Source organism: Vibrio tarriae (assembly GCF_002216685.1).
GTDB classification, from domain to species: Bacteria; Pseudomonadota; Gammaproteobacteria; order Enterobacterales; family Vibrionaceae; genus Vibrio; species Vibrio tarriae.
Genome location: NZ_CP022353.1, coordinates 668,606 through 684,960 on the forward strand (window position 1 = coordinate 668,606; position 16,355 = coordinate 684,960).

Genomic DNA, 16,355 nt, shown 5'->3' on the forward strand with positions numbered 1-16,355 from the left:
TTTGCGGTCTGTACCGCCATGCTGATTTCTCTCTCGGCGTTTGCAACGATTGAAGTGTATGACTTTGATACCCCAGAGCAGGAGAAACAGTTTCAAGAATTAGGGGCGACCTTGCGCTGCCCGAAATGTCAAAACAACACGATTGCCGATTCAAACGCTGAGTTGGCACAAGATCTGCGCCAAAAAGTGTATGAGATGACCAAAGAGGGTAAATCGAAATCGGAAATCGTCGACTACATGATTGCGCGTTATGGCAACTTTGTGACCTACAATCCGCCATTTACCTTAGGTACCGCTGTTCTTTGGCTTGGGCCTATTTCAGTGTTAGTGATTGGTTTCACTGTGATTGTGTTACGCAGTCGTCGTAAAGCGCGTGATGCTGCGAATAATGCCGAGTGGAATGAAGAGCAAGAAGCCCGTTTGAAAGCATTGCTAAAAGAAGAGCAAGAGGGAGAGAAGTAATCATGTGGATGTTTTGGATCTCGACCCTATTACTGGTGGCGATTGCGGTGGTTTTCGTCATTATTCCGTTTATTAATAAGCGTGCGAATAACGATGAGGCACTGCGCGATGAGCTGAATAAAGCGTTTTACAAAGACCGCTTGAAAGAGCTTGAAGAGGAAACCGAAGAAGGCATTGTTGCCGATCAACAAGATTTGATTGCCGATTTAAAACAGACTCTGCTTGACGACATTCCAACCCAGCAAAAACATCAGCAGGAAAATCGTGTTTCACTGTGGATGGTTGCGCTACCTTCAGTGTTGTTGGTGGTCGGATTGAGTTATGCGCTGTACGCCAAGTTTGGTCACTATCAGCACGTTCAGGCTTGGCAGCAAGTGTCAGCACAACTGCCTGAATTGTCGAAAAAACTCATGTCGCCACAAGCGGAACTCAGTGACGAAGAGATGAATGATTTGACGTTGGCACTGCGCACTCGACTGCATTATCAGCCTGATGATGTTACCGGTTGGTTGTTGCTAGGTCGGATTGGCCTTGCTAATCGCGATCTGGAAACCGCGATTGGCGCGATGAAGAAAGCCTTTGCTCTGGATAATGAAGATCCGGATGTGAAATTTGGTTACGCACAAGCTTTGATGCTTTCGAATGACTCTGTCGACCAGCAAGAAGCGAAGTCGATTCTGCTCAAGTTAGCCCAACGTGGTTATGCTGATTTACGCGTCTATTCATTATTGGCGTTTGATGCTTTTGAAAGTGGTGATTTTCCTGCTGCGATCAAGTACTGGAGTTTGATGCAACAAGCGATTGGTCCTGACGATGCTCGTTATGAGATGCTCAGCCGCAGTATTGAAAGCGCTCGTAAGAGAATGGGCGAGGGCATGGCAGAGGGGCAATCGGTGAAAGTCACCATTAATCTAGGCGAGCAGGTTAAGGTTGATCCTAACGCAGTGTTGATCGTATCTATCCATGCTCCCGGTTCGCCAATGCCTGTTGCTGCAGCCCGTTATCCGCTAGGTGAGTTTCCAAGAACCGTGGTGTTGGATGACAATAACAGCATGATGGAAGGATCAAAATTGTCCAGTCTTGAGTCGTATGTGGTACGCGTGCGTATCGACAGCGATGGTAATGTGGCGACGAAAAGCGGTGACTGGTATGCTGAAAGTCCCACAATGAAAACAGGTGAGCCTGTTGACGTTGTGCTTGATAAGCAGTATGAATAAAATTACAAGCTGAAAAATAATATAACAATAAGGCCGATGGGATCATCGGCCTTTGCACATGGAATTACGTATGGTTGGCCGCTTACCTTGGATTACGCTATTCACACTTTTTTTAGTTGGGTGCAGCAGTGCACCTGATGACTCACCCCCTCATTCGCAGGTGAACGATCCTCTGGAAAGTTTCAACCGGCAAATGTGGACAATTAACTATGATTACCTAGACCCTTATGTGGTGCGTCCGGTCTCTCTATTTTATGTCGGTTATGTGCCTAAGCCTGTACGCAGTGGCGTTGCCAACTTCCTCTCTAACTTAGACGAGCCTGCCAGCATGGTGAATAACCTGCTGATGGGCAATGGGACAAAAGCGGTCGATCACTTTAATCGTTTTTGGATTAATACCAGCTTTGGTTTACTCGGTTTGATTGATATCGCTTCTGAAGCCGGCATCAAAAAATACGATGATAAGGCGTTTAGTGATGCGGTAGGCCATTACGGTGTGGGCAATGGCCCCTATTTAATGGTGCCAGGTTATGGTCCCTATACGGTACGCGAAGTGACCGATGTGGTGGATGGCATGTATTTCCCGCTTGCCTATCTCAATATCTGGGCTGGGATCGGCAAATGGGCACTTGAAGGCATGGAAACGCGCGCTGCGTTAGTCTCTCAAGAGGCCTTATTACAAGACTCGCCTGATCCTTACAGTTTGGCTCGCGATGCTTATCTTCAACGGCAAGCTTTCAAAGCGGAGATCCAAGTGGATGATTATGACCCTGAGGAAGAAGAGTATCTCGATGAGTATTTAAATGAAGGGTTATGATAGCCTGTGAAATCAGGCTGACATAACCCTGCCGCTAAAGTATTCATTGGAAACAATATATTCTGTATTACGGATCAGCTCTTCCCGCATTTCTGACCAGTGTACGACCTCATCATTAGCGCTAGCGATTTGAGGGACTACACCCCCCACTCGAATATTAAACGGGGTAAGCTCTTGAGCCCAGCTCTGAGTAAACCCCGATACCATCGAATTGGCACTCACAATACCGGATCTATCTTGTACTGTGTTGTAACACACCACATTGACGATGACCCCTTTGGTTTGTCGTTGGCGCATCCTAACAGAGCAAGCATGACTGAAGTTAAACAGCGAAGACGCAATAGCCGCGAGCTGCTGAATAAACTGCTCGCTAGGCTTTTCATCGACCAGTGACGGCAATGGCGCAGACGGTAAGTTGTTGATCAGCACATCGGGCGCACGCTCAAATTTTTGCTCGACCATATCAAGCAGCGTCTCAATGCTTTCTGGGGAAAAATCCTTGAGATGAAAGTAGGCAACTTGATCTGAGAGTGCATGACAGCGCCAATAGGTATCGACTAATCCTTGTTGATCGCGATCGCAGAGGATCACTTTGGCTCCTAACTTCACAAAATGTGTTGCCAGTGTGCTACCCAAGGCTGAGCTTGCAGAAGTAATTAATATTATTGCACTTTTTATGTCCATGAGTGCCACCTTACCTTATTTTTATCTGCCTTTTTAACCGTGAGGTTTCGCAGGGGGTTTGGACAGCATGGTTGATTACATGTGTATACAGTGTGAATAAGTTCAAATAACTTTGGATTAACCAAACTGAAACTTAATACTTTGCATCCATTCACAAAAAATATTAAACAGAATTCTTGTTTGCAGTATGCCTTATGTATATCCCCTTCCTACTTGAAACTCAGGGGGACTAGGTTGGCTTCCCAAGTGTAGAGTCACTCTATACACATAGTGCTACCCAGTGGCCGCTTACCTGCAACTCACTGTAGTTTGGACATAGAGCGAATGGCTTTCTTGCAGAGGAGAAGAAAGGCGAGAACAGAAGGTCAAGATTAAATAGCAGTACGTAATTGATCTTGGCGATAGGCGGTGGCGAGACGATGATAAAAGTCTTTTGCCAACAGCGTAGAGGGTTGCTTATCCGCGAGGTGACGTCGTTCATGTCCCGAGAGGTTTAAGTACACCTCTTCAGGCAAACCTTGAGTATCTTGTGGACGATAAGTGAGCACTTCCGGTGTGAGATAGTGGCTGAGCTTTGCACTGGCCATGCCACCTTGATGAAAGAATGCGGCTTGTCTGGCGGAGATTTGATAGGAGCTCTCATCATTTTCTAGGCGTTGAGGCTCTGCGAGTTCAAAACGCTGACGCAATACTTGTTCCGTTGTCGGTGGAACCTCAATTTTATCTACTGGTGTATTATCACGGACATCATTAGAGAACAGGGCCAAGAGTAAGGCAAAGTCGGCACGACGCCCATGCGTCACTGCTTGGCTAATTCCTTGGCCAAAATGCAGTTCGCTGATGACACCGGCTTTATCTAATGTATGGACTTGCATGACACTCTCCCCTTGATGTCCATATAACGGCACAAGAGCAGAAAACTTGAGGTGAAGAAATGAAAAAAGCCTGCAAAATTGCAGGCTTATGACGATGTATTAAGCAGTGTCAGCTTATTTTGCTAGGTTCTGAGCAACGAAGTCCCAGTTAACCAGAGCCCAGAAACCATTCATGTAATCTGGACGTACGTTACGGTAGTCGATGTAGTACGCGTGTTCCCACAGGTCAACCGTCAGCAGAGGTGTTACACCTTCTTCAGTCAGCGGTGTTGCTGCGTTTGAAGTGTTAGTGATTGCCAGAGTGCCGTCAGCTTTTTTCACCAACCAAGTCCAAGATGAACCGAAGTTGTTGATGGCTGAATCAGTAAATTTTGCTTTGAAGTCAGCAAAAGAACCGAATGCTGCATTGATTGCTTCAGCAACTGCGCCAGTTGGCTCGCCACCACCGTTTGGTGACAGGCAGTGCCAGTAGAAAGTGTGGTTCCAAACCTGCGCAGCGTTGTTGAAAATACCGCCAGTTGAGGTCTTGATGATCTCTTCTAGTGATTTGTTTTCAAACTCAGTACCTGGGATCAGACCGTTCAGTTTTACCACATAAGTGTTGTGGTGCTTACCGTGGTGGAAATCCAGAGTTTCTGCTGAGATGTGTGGTTCCAGTGCGTCTTTCGCATAAGGAAGAGCGGGTAATTCAAATGCCATTGCTCGATTCTCCGTTGAGTTTAAAGAGTGGATTCTCTTTATGTCATTGCTTCCAGTGTATTATTTTCTTCGTCGTTACGACTGACTTGCCAAGTATTTTAGCAACTTTTTACTTTATTAAAAGCCTGAAGGCAGAAAAAGATCCTGCAACGCCAAGTCGAGCGTATATCCATATTGAGAATATGCTTTTTATTCTCCGTTATTCCTTTAGAATGTGCCCATATTTGATGACATCCATTAACGAGGAAGCGATGGAAACTATTGACAAAATCAAACAGCAAATCGCCGAGAACCCGATTCTGCTTTATATGAAAGGCTCACCGAAACTGCCAAGCTGTGGTTTCTCTTCGCAAGCGGCACAAGCTCTGATGGCTTGTGGTGAGAAGTTTGCTTATGTAGATATCCTACAAAACCCAGACATCCGTGCAGAGTTGCCGGTTTACGCGCAGTGGCCAACGTTTCCACAACTGTGGATTGAAGGTGAGCTGATTGGCGGTTGTGACATCATGCTGGAAATGTTCCAAAAGGGTGAACTGCAAACTCTGGTAAAAGAAGCGGCTGCTCGCTCAGCAAGCCAAGAGTAATACTGGTTAAATTTACAGTTTTTCTTGATTTCATAAGGCCACATTGAGTAATGTGGCCTTAATTTTATCTCGTCAGCGATTTCCATGACCCGGTTATTTATTGCAGAAAAACCTAGCCTTGCGCGAGCGATTGCCGATGCACTACCCAAGCCTCATAAAAAAGAACAAGGGTGTATTCGCTGCGCTAATGGCGATATCGTGACTTGGTGTATTGGTCACCTTCTCGAGCAAGTCGAGCCAGACGCTTATGATGAGCGCTACAAAAAGTGGAATATGGCGGATTTGCCTATCATTCCACAGCAGTGGCAACTGCGCCCAAGAAAATCCTCCTCTCAACAGCTCACTGTCGTTCGTAAGCTACTCAAAGAAGCAACGCAGATTATCCATGCCGGGGACCCCGATCGCGAAGGGCAACTGTTGGTGGATGAGGTGATCGATTATTGCAAAGTACCGAAGAGCAAAAAAGAAACCGTGCAGCGCCTTTTGATCAGTGATTTAAACCTTTCTGCAGTCAAACGTGCCTTACAAGGCTTGCGTAGTAATCGAGAGTTTATTCCACTCTCTGTTTCGGCTTTAGCGCGTTCACGCGCTGACTGGCTGTATGGTATGAATATGTCTCGAGCTTATACCCTGCTTGGGAAAAAAGCCGGTTATCAAGGCGTGCTCTCCGTAGGGCGAGTACAGACGCCAGTACTGGGTTTAGTGGTGCGACGGGATGAAGAGATCGAGCATTTTATCCCGCATGATTATTTTACTCTTGATGCTTTAATTCCATACCAAAATGGCACCGAACACTTTGACATACGTGCCCGTTGGAAACCAAGTGAGGCCTGCTTACCTTGGCAAGATGAAGAAGGGCGGGTCACTAACCGTAAATTGGTGGACAATGTCGCCAGTCGCATTGCTAATCAGCCCGCGACAGTGACTGAATCAGAGCAAGATCAAACCAAGCAAGCGGCACCTTTGCCCTATTCACTTTCAGCGCTGCAAATTGATGCGGCAAAACGGTATAGCTTCAGCGCACAACAAGTGTTGGATCTGTGCCAGTCTCTTTATGAAAAGCATAAATTGATCACTTATCCGCGATCTGATTGCCGATACTTACCGAACGAGCATTTAGCTCAGGCTCCCGACGTGGTAGCGGCGATTGCCAACAATGCGCAAGAGATGGTCACCGCAGTGAATGATGCGGATTTATCACTACGCTCCAAAGCATGGAATGACAGTAAAGTCGACGCGCACCACGCCATCATTCCAACGCCGAAGAAAGCGTCGGTTAATGCGCTGTCAGGGCATGAAATGAAAGTGTATCAACTGATTGCGCGTCAGTACCTTATGCAATTTTATCCTGCGGCGATTTATGCAGAAGCCAAACTGGTCTTTAACATCGCTGGCGGTATTTTTATTGCCAAAGGGCGTCAATTGCTCAGTGCTGGATGGAAAGTGTTGACAGGTCAGCAAGATGAGCAAGAAGAGGGCGTGGATAAAGTGCCTCCTTTGCCTGTTGGCACTGTGCTGCAGTGTCGAGAAGGGGAAATAAAACAGAGACAAACCGAGCCGCCACGCCATTTTACGGAAGCTACATTACTGCAGGCGATGACGGGGATAGCCCGTTTCGTGGCCGATAAAGAGCTGAAAAAAATTCTGCGTGAGACGGATGGTTTAGGCACTGAAGCCACACGAGCTGGGATCTTGGATACCTTGTTTAAGCGTGGATTGCTGCAGCGTGATAACAAGCTCATTAAAAGCACGCCAGCTGGCCGAGGTTTGATTCATGCGTTACCCAGTGAAGCCACTTATCCCGATATGACGGCACATTGGGAACATCAACTGCAAGCGATCGCGGAAAAGGGGCAAGCTTATCAACCCTTTATGCAGACTCTACAAGGCCGCCTCGAGCAGTTAATTGAGCAAGTTCAGGTCGCACCGGTTCCTGTATCATTGCAAGCTTTGCCAGCGGTGAGTAAACCTGCCTTTAAGCGCACACGTCGTGCACCAAAGAGTAAAGCCAGAACGTATAAAGCTTAATAAACCCAGAGCAGAGCAAAATGATCCCACTGATTTACCATCCTATTTATTCACAACTGGATTTGCCTGTGGGGCATCGTTATCCGATCAATAAGTATCGTCTGCTTTACGAAGAGATTGTGCGTCAAAGAGAGCAAAGTGAAGCATGGCAAGCGAGCTTCGAGTTTCATACCCCCATTGCGGCCGAGCTTTCACACATCACGCCATTACATGACCCAGATTATGTGCAAGCTTTGCTCGAGGGGACGTTACCTGCGGCCAAGATGCGTCGAATCGGATTTCCTTGGAGTAAACCACTGATTGAGCGTACTTTGCACTCTGTGGGAGGAACCTGCCTCACGGTTGAGCAAGCGTTGCAATCAGGGGTGGCAATTCATCTCAGTGGTGGCTATCACCATGCTCACGCCGATTTTGGTAGCGGTTTCTGTCTGTTCAATGATCTGGCGATAGCCGCGCACTTCGCACTCTCTTTGCCTAGTGTTGATAAAGTTTTGATCATTGACAGTGATGTACATCATGGTGACGGCACGGCAACCTTGTGTGCGGAACGTGACGATATCATTACGCTCTCTTTTCACTGTGATAAGAATTTTCCGGCGCGTAAGCCGGCCTCTAGTATGGATGTCGGATTTGCTAACCAGACGTGCGATGAAGAGTTTTTGTCCACCTTCATCCAAGTGGTGGAAATGGCGGTCAATCTCCATCGACCTGATCTGATCCTCTATGACGCTGGTGTGGATATTCATAACGATGATGAGCTAGGTTATTTATCCATTTCACAGGCCGCTATCGCGCAACGAGATCGTTTTATGTTGGGTTTGGCAAAGCAGGAGAGTATTCCAATCGCTTGTGTCATAGGTGGTGGGTATCGCGAAGACCATGCGGCACTCGTGCCACTGCACCTTGAGTTACTGAAAGCGGCGTTAAGCGCAGGGTATTGAAGCCGAAATGATGGCCGTACGCAAAAGCAAAAAGCCGCTGAATTATCAGCGGCTTTTCTAATGTGGCGGAGAGATAGGGATTTGAACCCTAGGATAGCTATTAACCATCGCCGGTTTTCAAGACCGGTGCTTTCAACCACTCAGCCATCTCTCCGTTATGGGGCGCATAATATCGACCCTAAGTTCGATTGTAAAGCCCTGAAAATACTGTTTGCTTTAATTATGTACACTTGGCCGCTATTTTTATGACTAAGCGCTATTTTACACATTAAATAAAACGGAAAAGGGGAGTTTCTAAGAAACTCCCCTTTAGGTGTATGGTCGGACTGAGAGGATTTGAACCTCCGACCCCCGACACCCCATGACGGTGCGCTACCAAGCTGCGCTACAGTCCGATGCGCGTAATCTAATGACTTTTACTAGATGCGTCAACCCTGAACCGACTTAAAATAATGAATTTAATTATCTTTTGCGTAAAAACGCTGCAATTCGGTCAAACCTTGCATTAAGACAGGCAGTGTGGGGTTGGTTTCTTTAAGACGTTGGTAATCGCCATCGTAGACTTTGAAATTACCAAACTTATCTAAAACCGTAGTTTGTGTATCGGTAATCAAGGCAAGCTCACGAGCATCACCCGCCAAAATCCATTTGCGCTTACTTTCGTTAAACAGATTTTTACCGCTGCTGTAGTCAACCGGATTAGAGGAAACACCGAGCAAATCTTGCATGAGTGTTACCGAGAAATCGAGATGACTAGAGCGATGAGCATAGGTTCCTGCCACTTTGCCAGGCCAATGAATCACCATAGGGACTTGCAGTTGGTAGCGACTGTAGTTGGTGTTTGAACCCCAAGTATTGGTTTTGGTTTCATTAAACTCCGTGCCATGATTGGAGGTGATCACTACCACAGTGTTATCCATAAGTTTCAACGAGTTCAGTTGTTCAAGAACGGTGTTGATGACTTGGTCGGCTTGGGTCACGGACAGGTTGTATGCACTGCGTAAACGATCCTCCGCTGACTCTTGAGCACTACTGAGTTCTGAAAACTCTTCTACGGTCGTCAGTTCTAAATAACTAAACCAAGGCTGTTTCTGACCGACATTTAGCCATTCTGCCCAGCGTTGTACCGCTTGTTCATCAGGGCTGCTCTCATCGTTCGTAACAGCAATCGCCTCTATCGGTAAAGAGCGGAACATGGTTTCTTTATAGAGTGGGTCTGCAAAGTTGTTGCCGCTAAATAAGCCAAACTGATAGTCATTTTTCTTCATCACATCAATCAGTAGCGGCGCATTGCCTTGCACTCGCACACTGCTGGCGTAGGTACTCGGTAAGCCGTAAAACAGACCAAATAAGCCAAACATATCGTTGCTTGAACTGTAATGATTGGTGAAATTGAGATTCTCATTCGCAAACTGATAAGTATTGGGCATGAGTTCAGGGGTCAGGGCATCTGCACGCAAATTATTGATGCTGACTATCAGCACGTTCAAATTATTGGCTCTACGACTGAACTCTAACGGTTCGAGTGGGTAAATCAGACCGTCAATATCACTATTCTGTTCGGCAAGGCGCTTGCTGTACTCTTCTTTATCGAGCAAGCCGTGCTTTTCCATAAAGGATTTTGCCGTCATTGGATAAGAGAGCGGGAAATTCGCTCGCTGACTGGTGACCGGGGAATAGAGATATGCATCCGACCACACATAAATCAGATGGCTGGCGATGAAACTGAAGAAAAAGACGGCCGCTAGAGGTCGCCCGATGCGTTTGTGTGACAGTTTACGCTGCTTGCGCCAAACCCATTCTGATAAACCGAGCTCAAGGAGAAAGATGAGGGGCAGTACCACAAACAAATGCTGCAAATCCGCACTGACGCTGCTGGTTTCATCACTGAATAGCAGTTCCCACACCACAGGGTTGAGGTGCAGATTAATAATTTGGTAGGCCTGAGTATCAATCAGTAAAACAGTGAGGCCTAACGTCGAGAAGCACACGGCCAAAAAGCGGAATAAGCTTCGCGATGGAATAATGAAAGTGAGTGGAAAAAGCACTAATAGATAGAGTGCGAAAACCAAAAAGCCGAAATGACCAACCCAAGACAGCGCAAGGTAGAGCTGCCCAAGCAAGGTTTCTGGCCAAGGTGATTGAGAGATAAATCGCGTGCCAATTAACATGGCAGCGATGATATTAAAGAAGGCAAACCAATGCCCCCAGCCTACTAAACGAGATACCCGATCACCGTATGTATTTCCGCTATCTACCATGTGCTTTTTCTATTTATGGGTTAAATGGGTCAATTTAGCTTTGCAAAGACGACACTAACGCTTGTGCGAATTTTTCAGCAATCACTTTACGTTGTGCAGCAGCAACATTTTGATTGATGACATTGGTTGCGATGTTGCCAACCACCATTAAGGTGAGTTCTGGCGAAGCATTGTGTTTATTTAGTACCGCAGCAATTTCAGTCAGAATGGATTCAACGTGTTCGTCACTGTATTTAGATGTAATAGGCATATTGACTCTGATGATGATAGTAAAAGCGGCTTATGATAACCTACTATGCCTGACAACTGAAACCAGAACGATGATTATTTCACTATGAGCCTATTCCTTTCTAACGTGATTTTGCACCAACTCCGTAAAAATGATAACGATGAATTGGTGGTGAATTATCGCGCCGAATCTCTTCGCAATGATACATCAACTGAAAACTTAGTCGCTGAGTTACATCGTGTTTTTAATGCAAAAGCCGGGAAAGGTTTCGGTTGCTTTAAGTCAGACAGTGAATTCCAGCTTTGGTTGCAAGAGATGCGTCGTGGAACCTTGCCATTCTATGAGTTTTCACAGCAAAGCGCTCAGCGCCTAAAAAATGAGTTAGCCAAGTATCCTTTTGCTGATGAAGGGATCTTAGTGATGGCTGAATATCAATCTTTGGCGACGGATTATCTCTTTATTGGTCTACTGCCTCTCAATCAAAGTTTGAAAGTGACAGAAGGGCTCGACATCAGCGCTACCGACTATCTCGACATCAACAAAATGGATATCGTGGCGCGTATTGATCTTTCGAGCTATGAAACCGACAAAGAGTCCAAACGTTACCTGAGTTACATCAAAGGTCGTGTTGGTCGTAAAGTGGCAGACTTCTTTTTGGACTTTCTACAGGCGGATATTGGCTTAGACACCAAACAGCAAAACCAAGTATTGATGCAGGCGGTGGAAGACTTCTGTGCTGACGCGAAATTCGAAAAAGAGGAAGTGATCAGTTACAAAAAACAGGTGTATGAGTACTGTAACGATCAAATCAAAGCGGGTGATGAAGTCAGAGTGCAAGAGCTCTCCGGCGAGCTACCTCCGAGTAATGAGGGCGTAAACTTCTTCGATTTCACCCGTGAACAAGGCTATCAGTTAGAAGAGAGTTTTCCTGCCGATCGTTCAACGGTTCGTAAGCTAACCAAATACGTAGGTGCGGGTGGCGGCTTAAACTTGAGTTTTGATAGCTTGTTGCTCGGCGAGCGAGTGTTTTACGATCCAGAAACCGATACGCTGACGATTAAAGGCACTCCACCTAATTTGCGTGATCAGTTAACTCGCCTACGTTAAACATCAGCCCGACGATCATGAGATAAGTAGGTAGGTTTCATTGAGTTCATTGAAAAAGAGAGCGATCACGCTCTCTTTTTTGTACGCAATTTATGGCGTGCACCATCAAGAGTCAAAATAGGGTATATGCTTGATCTGAAGTTCTAAACAGGATGGTTAGGCATGGCACAGACTTTATTTAATCAAGGTGTTAGGAAGAAAGTCGTGATGGCTATTTTCGCGGCTTGGAGTTTGGTCGCCGCTTTGGTGTTGTGGCAATTCTCCTTGATCTCTTCCTCCTCACGCAGTCTCGATGAACTCACCAATCGTTTGATGCATTTTCGTGAGACGCTCTATTTTGCGCAGCCCTATCGAGCCAATCAAGCTCCTAATTTGGAGCTTGAGCTGTCATTAGTCTTAGCTTTACGCATGCAGATTGAAGCTGAACAGTCGAGGATATGGATTCGGCGAGATGTGCAGCAGCTCTTGTACCAAACCGATCGATTTGTTGAACAAGTGCGGGCGTTTTTAACCATTGAGCTGCATCCAACGGAGTTGGCTGAGCGCTTTCGTGAAAGTCGTCAGCGTGTGCATGCCGATCCTCAGTTATTGTCAGCGTATTTCCAGTTAGGCGCGTTTAGCTTTGAAGCGTTGTTTGCGGATAATAGAAACAGTCCTGAAATCTATCGAAGTTTAGATCGTATTTTGCAAGATTCTTTAACCTTGCCCAGTCGTGAACAAGAATCGCTGCAAGTTGCTTTGGCACAAGTTTCTCGCTTACTGACACAATACGCCGAAGGCGATAACCTCGTCGGAAAATTGCTCAATCATGCTGTCTATGAAGAGGCGAGTATGCTTGAAGAGGAGTATCACCATCAGCTCTGGATCATGATGGTGATTCTGGTTGGGGCTAGCTCGATAGCGATGCTCTGTTTTATCGTATTGCCATCCCGTCCCCAGTTTTTGCCTCGATCTGCTTCAAACCAAGAAAATACAAAATTTCACAAGCTAGGTGGCATGAGTCATCAAGTCAATATCGCTCTGGTAGAGCAAACGCTGAATGGCGACTTTGAAGCCGTTCGGCAGCTACTCAAGTTTTTTTTGGAAGATCATAAAAATGATGATGAGCAGATCCGTTCGCTGTTACTCAGTAATCCTGAAGCCGCGCAGCGACATTGTCATAGCCTAAAAAGTGTTGCGGCAAGCCTTGGTGCTGAGCGATTAAAGCAGGTCGCTGCTGAAATAGAGAGTCATTTACGAGCGGGGCAGCTCCCAAGTGAAAGAGCCTTGGATAATCTTTCTGCTTATCTGGCTGAAACTGTGCGTGAGGCAGAGTGGCATGTATCGCGATTGCCTTCGGATGAATTATCAATAAAAAGAGCGCCTTAGCGCTCTTTAAAAGATAACAAGTGATGGAACGTTGTTATGCAGAAGCCGGTGCTTTCTGGATTTCCTCTGCCGTCACTTCTTGTTCATTCATGGCCTGTGTGGGTTCACATTTATCGACAAACCAACCACAGTAAGATGTGATGATAGTGACGAGGATACACACGAAACTTAGCCACATAAATGGTGCATAAGAGAGAGTAGCCACACCCAAAATGCTCGCCATATAGATGCCGTTATCACTCCAAGGCACCATGCCAGAGGTCAGTGTACCGCCGAATTCTGCGTTACGAGACAAGTTCTTACGTTGATAGCCTAAACGATCGTAGTTCTTGGCACAGATTTTTGGGGTCAGGATCAGTGATACATACATCGCAGAACCAAATACGTTCCCCATAAAGGCGGTACCGATAGTGCTGGTCGCTAGCGAACCTGGGCTAGTGACTCGGCGCTCGAACAGTTTGGCGATGGTTTCTAGCACGCCGACTCTATCGAGCAGACCACCAAAACCAAGACCGAAGACGATAACCGCAACCGATCCGAGCATGGATGACATACCGCCACGGTTAAGAATTGCATCAATAAAGCTTACGCCAGATTCAATATTGTAAGGTGCCCATGCGGTGTTGAACGCTTGAAGGAAATCGACATCTTGGATCATCACAGCCCAAACGATACCGAGCAATGAACCAAAGCTGATCACTGGGAAAGAAGGCATACGCATTGCTAACAAACCAAGCACAATCAATACAGGCACGAAAGAATAAGGCGTGATGTAGAACTGCTGTTCCATCGCGGCAATGACCGTCTCTACTTGTGACATATCGACGTTGCCAGCGTAATGGAAACCAAACAGAGTAAACAGAATGCCAGTGATCACATAGCTGATCAGAGCAATCGGTAACATGCCTTTAATGTGTTCCATCACTTCAACGTTAGACATCGAAGAGGCTAAGATCACAGAGTCAGACAGGGGAGACATCTTATCGCCGAAGTAACAGCCTGACAGTACAGCACCTGCAGTGATAGGCGCTGGAATACCAAGGCCTTGCCCAATTCCCATCATGGCAATACCGGCTGTACCTGCCGCACCCCAAGAGGTTCCCGTTGCCAGAGCTGTCAATGAACAAATCACCATAGTGGCTAATAAAAAGATAGAAGGGTGAATGGCTTTTAGACCGTAATAGATGATGGTTGGCACAATACCGCCGGAAATCCACGTTCCGACAAGAGCACCGACCGCCAATAAGATCAGCACTGCGCCTAAACCATTTGAAATGCCATTCAGGGCGGCCTTTTCTAAGTCTTTGTATTTGTGTCCTAAGCGAATGCCTAAGGTCATGATCACGAACCAGCCAATATACAGAGCTAGTTGGATCGGTAAATCCAGTTTTGCGGTAAATGAAAACGCTAACAGCAAAAATAGGCCAAGCGAGACGATAACTTGCGTCAAACTTGGCAGGCGTTGTTGGGCTTGCAACATACTAAGAGCCTCTTATCCAATCGTTAGTAAGGAGTCAGGATGTCCTTATTGAGTCGGAGTGCACTTTACCGTAGTTGAAATAATATATCGACATCAAAGCTGTTTGTTGTGATTTATATCGTTCAAGTGGTTAATTTGTAGTGTTTACTGTTTGTTTTTTGAGTAATAAATGAAAGCAAATCTTTTGTAGTGTGGGTTTATTGTGTAACAGGAAATAAGTTTTTTGGTAAAAATCTGACGTCAATACTCTAACTTGGTCAAAAAGTGAGAGTTTTAAGATGCTTGCCGTAAAAAAGCGAATAACCCCGAGAGAAGGATAAGAAAAAGTTGTCGGATTTGCTAAGAAAGGCTTGAGATTTCAGGCTGAACCACTTATAGATGGAGCCAGTGATTTGACATTGGATCTACACGGAGAGTAAGGGAAATGAGAGTAGGTTTAGTAGGTTGGCGTGGCATGGTCGGTTCTGTCCTCATGCAACGCATGGTAGAAGAGCGCGATTTTGATCTGATTGAACCGGTTTTCTTCAGTACATCGCAAATTGGCGTTCCTGCCCCTAATTTTGGTAAAGATGCAGGCATGTTGCACGATGCGTTCGACATTGAGAGCCTCAAGCAGCTTGATGCTGTCATTACCTGCCAAGGCGGTAGTTATACCGAAAAGGTCTACCCAGCACTGCGTCAAGCGGGTTGGAAAGGTTACTGGATCGATGCAGCATCGACATTGCGTATGGATAAAGAGGCGATCATCACTCTGGATCCCGTTAACCTTAAACAAATTCTGCATGGTATTCATCATGGTACAAAAACCTTTGTCGGTGGTAACTGTACTGTGAGCTTAATGTTAATGGCACTTGGTGGCCTGTATGAGCGTGGCTTGGTGGAATGGATGAGCGCTATGACTTACCAAGCAGCATCCGGAGCGGGCGCACAAAACATGCGTGAGCTGATTTCACAAATGGGTGTGATTAATGATGCCGTCAGCTCAGAGCTTGCCAATCCTGCCAGCTCCATTTTGGATATTGATAAGAAAGTGGCTGAAACCATGCGTTCGGGTTCTTTCCCAACCGATAACTTTGGGGTGCCGCTGGCAGGTTCACTGATCCCTTGGATTGACGTGAAACGCGATAATGGCCAAAGCAAAGAAGAGTGGAAAGCGGGTGTAGAAGCCAACAAAATTCTTGGTTTGCAAGATTCTCCAGTACCGATTGATGGTACGTGTGTGCGTATCGGCGCAATGCGTTGCCACTCTCAGGCATTGACCATCAAACTGAAGCAGAACATTCCTCTCGATGAAATCGAGGAGATGATTGCTACTCATAACGATTGGGTCAAAGTGATCCCGAATGAGCGTGACATTACCGCACGTGAACTGACACCCGCTAAAGTAACTGGCACGCTGTCTGTCCCCGTCGGCCGTTTACGCAAAATGGCGATGGGCGATGATTTCCTCAATGCCTTCACGGTTGGCGACCAGCTCTTGTGGGGGGCTGCTGAGCCGCTGCGCCGTACGCTGCGCATCATTTTGGCCGAGAAATAATCGTCTCCCTTGGCGACGCCACATCTCCTAACAAAAAAGCGCCGTTTGGCGCTTTTTTTATCGACG

15 protein-coding genes and 2 tRNA genes are annotated in these 16,355 nt (G+C 46.4%); 9 read left to right on the forward strand and 8 right to left on the reverse strand.

Going from position 1 to position 16,355, the window contains the following annotated elements:
• Window positions 1–18 precede the first annotated feature (18 nt).
• The 3 genes from CEQ48_RS08705 to CEQ48_RS08715 all read left to right on the forward strand — a co-directional run bounded on the left by CEQ48_RS08705 (window position 19) and on the right by CEQ48_RS08715 (window position 2,496).
• Window positions 19–462 (forward strand): cytochrome c-type biogenesis protein, encoded by a 444-nt coding sequence (locus CEQ48_RS08705; RefSeq protein WP_001918752.1) that lies wholly within the window; start codon window positions 19–21, stop codon window positions 460–462.
• 2 nt (window positions 463–464) lie between these two features.
• Entirely contained in the window at window positions 465–1,679 is a 1,215-nt protein-coding gene (ccmI, locus tag CEQ48_RS08710; protein ID WP_089070960.1) for a c-type cytochrome biogenesis protein CcmI, read from the forward strand.
• A gap of 70 nt (window positions 1,680–1,749) precedes the next feature.
• Complete coding sequence (locus CEQ48_RS08715; protein ID WP_157724709.1) at window positions 1,750–2,496, forward strand: MlaA family lipoprotein; 747 nt, start codon at window positions 1,750–1,752, stop codon at window positions 2,494–2,496.
• Window positions 2,497–2,508: 12 nt separating this feature from the next.
• On the opposite strand, the gene CEQ48_RS08720 is transcribed toward CEQ48_RS08715, so the two are convergent.
• The 3 genes from CEQ48_RS08720 to sodB form a co-directional block, all read right to left on the reverse strand.
• Window positions 2,509–3,132 carry an SDR family oxidoreductase gene (locus tag CEQ48_RS08720; RefSeq protein WP_232477882.1) on the reverse strand — a complete coding sequence of 208 codons (624 nt, stop codon included), beginning with the start codon at window positions 3,130–3,132 and terminating at the stop codon, window positions 2,509–2,511.
• 419 nt (window positions 3,133–3,551) lie between these two features.
• The gene (locus tag CEQ48_RS08725) at window positions 3,552–4,055 is read right to left on the reverse strand and encodes a VC2046/SO_2500 family protein (RefSeq protein WP_198301246.1); all 504 of its coding nucleotides are present in this window, start codon (window positions 4,053–4,055) and stop codon (window positions 3,552–3,554) included.
• Window positions 4,056–4,169: 114 nt separating this feature from the next.
• Window positions 4,170–4,754, reverse strand: a complete 585-nt coding sequence (sodB, locus tag CEQ48_RS08730) for a superoxide dismutase [Fe] (RefSeq protein ID WP_000863548.1) — start codon at window positions 4,752–4,754, stop codon at window positions 4,170–4,172.
• Between the two features lie 251 nt (window positions 4,755–5,005).
• Here sodB and CEQ48_RS08735 point away from each other — a divergent pair, with 251 nt between their 5' ends.
• The 3 genes from CEQ48_RS08735 to CEQ48_RS08745 all read left to right on the forward strand — a co-directional run bounded on the left by CEQ48_RS08735 (window position 5,006) and on the right by CEQ48_RS08745 (window position 8,307).
• Entirely contained in the window at window positions 5,006–5,338 is a 333-nt protein-coding gene (locus CEQ48_RS08735; RefSeq protein WP_000447541.1) for a Grx4 family monothiol glutaredoxin, read from the forward strand.
• A gap of 84 nt (window positions 5,339–5,422) precedes the next feature.
• Complete coding sequence (locus tag CEQ48_RS08740) at window positions 5,423–7,366, forward strand: DNA topoisomerase III (protein WP_089070964.1); 1,944 nt, start codon at window positions 5,423–5,425, stop codon at window positions 7,364–7,366.
• A 20-nt stretch (window positions 7,367–7,386) separates the two neighbouring features.
• Window positions 7,387–8,307: a histone deacetylase family protein gene (locus CEQ48_RS08745; RefSeq protein ID WP_089070965.1), complete on the forward strand. Its 921-nt coding sequence runs from the start codon at window positions 7,387–7,389 to the stop codon at window positions 8,305–8,307.
• A gap of 63 nt (window positions 8,308–8,370) precedes the next feature.
• Here the strand turns inward: CEQ48_RS08745 and CEQ48_RS08750 are convergent.
• From CEQ48_RS08750 to CEQ48_RS08765, 4 genes are all read right to left on the reverse strand, one after another.
• Window positions 8,371–8,461, reverse strand: a tRNA-Ser gene (locus CEQ48_RS08750).
• A 164-nt stretch (window positions 8,462–8,625) separates the two neighbouring features.
• A tRNA-Pro gene (locus CEQ48_RS08755) sits at window positions 8,626–8,702 on the reverse strand.
• Window positions 8,703–8,765: 63 nt separating this feature from the next.
• The gene (locus CEQ48_RS08760; RefSeq protein WP_089070966.1) at window positions 8,766–10,568 is read right to left on the reverse strand and encodes a DUF3413 domain-containing protein; all 1,803 of its coding nucleotides are present in this window, start codon (window positions 10,566–10,568) and stop codon (window positions 8,766–8,768) included.
• Window positions 10,569–10,602: 34 nt separating this feature from the next.
• Window positions 10,603–10,818, reverse strand: coding sequence for a YejL family protein (locus tag CEQ48_RS08765; RefSeq protein WP_001123168.1), 216 nt, complete (start codon window positions 10,816–10,818; stop codon window positions 10,603–10,605).
• A gap of 84 nt (window positions 10,819–10,902) precedes the next feature.
• On the opposite strand from CEQ48_RS08765, the gene yejK reads away from it, so the two are divergent.
• Complete coding sequence (gene yejK, locus CEQ48_RS08770; protein WP_000051797.1) at window positions 10,903–11,904, forward strand: nucleoid-associated protein YejK; 1,002 nt, start codon at window positions 10,903–10,905, stop codon at window positions 11,902–11,904.
• Window positions 11,905–12,066: 162 nt separating this feature from the next.
• Window positions 12,067–13,272: an Hpt domain-containing protein gene (locus tag CEQ48_RS08775; RefSeq protein ID WP_089070967.1), complete on the forward strand. Its 1,206-nt coding sequence runs from the start codon at window positions 12,067–12,069 to the stop codon at window positions 13,270–13,272.
• A gap of 34 nt (window positions 13,273–13,306) precedes the next feature.
• On the opposite strand, the gene nhaC is transcribed toward CEQ48_RS08775, so the two are convergent.
• Window positions 13,307–14,752, reverse strand: coding sequence for a Na+/H+ antiporter NhaC (nhaC, locus tag CEQ48_RS08780; RefSeq protein ID WP_089070968.1), 1,446 nt, complete (start codon window positions 14,750–14,752; stop codon window positions 13,307–13,309).
• A 424-nt stretch (window positions 14,753–15,176) separates the two neighbouring features.
• Here nhaC and asd point away from each other — a divergent pair, with 424 nt between their 5' ends.
• Window positions 15,177–16,289 carry an aspartate-semialdehyde dehydrogenase gene (gene asd, locus CEQ48_RS08785; protein WP_001263690.1) on the forward strand — a complete coding sequence of 371 codons (1,113 nt, stop codon included), beginning with the start codon at window positions 15,177–15,179 and terminating at the stop codon, window positions 16,287–16,289.
• The last annotated feature ends 66 nt before the right edge of the window (window positions 16,290–16,355 follow it).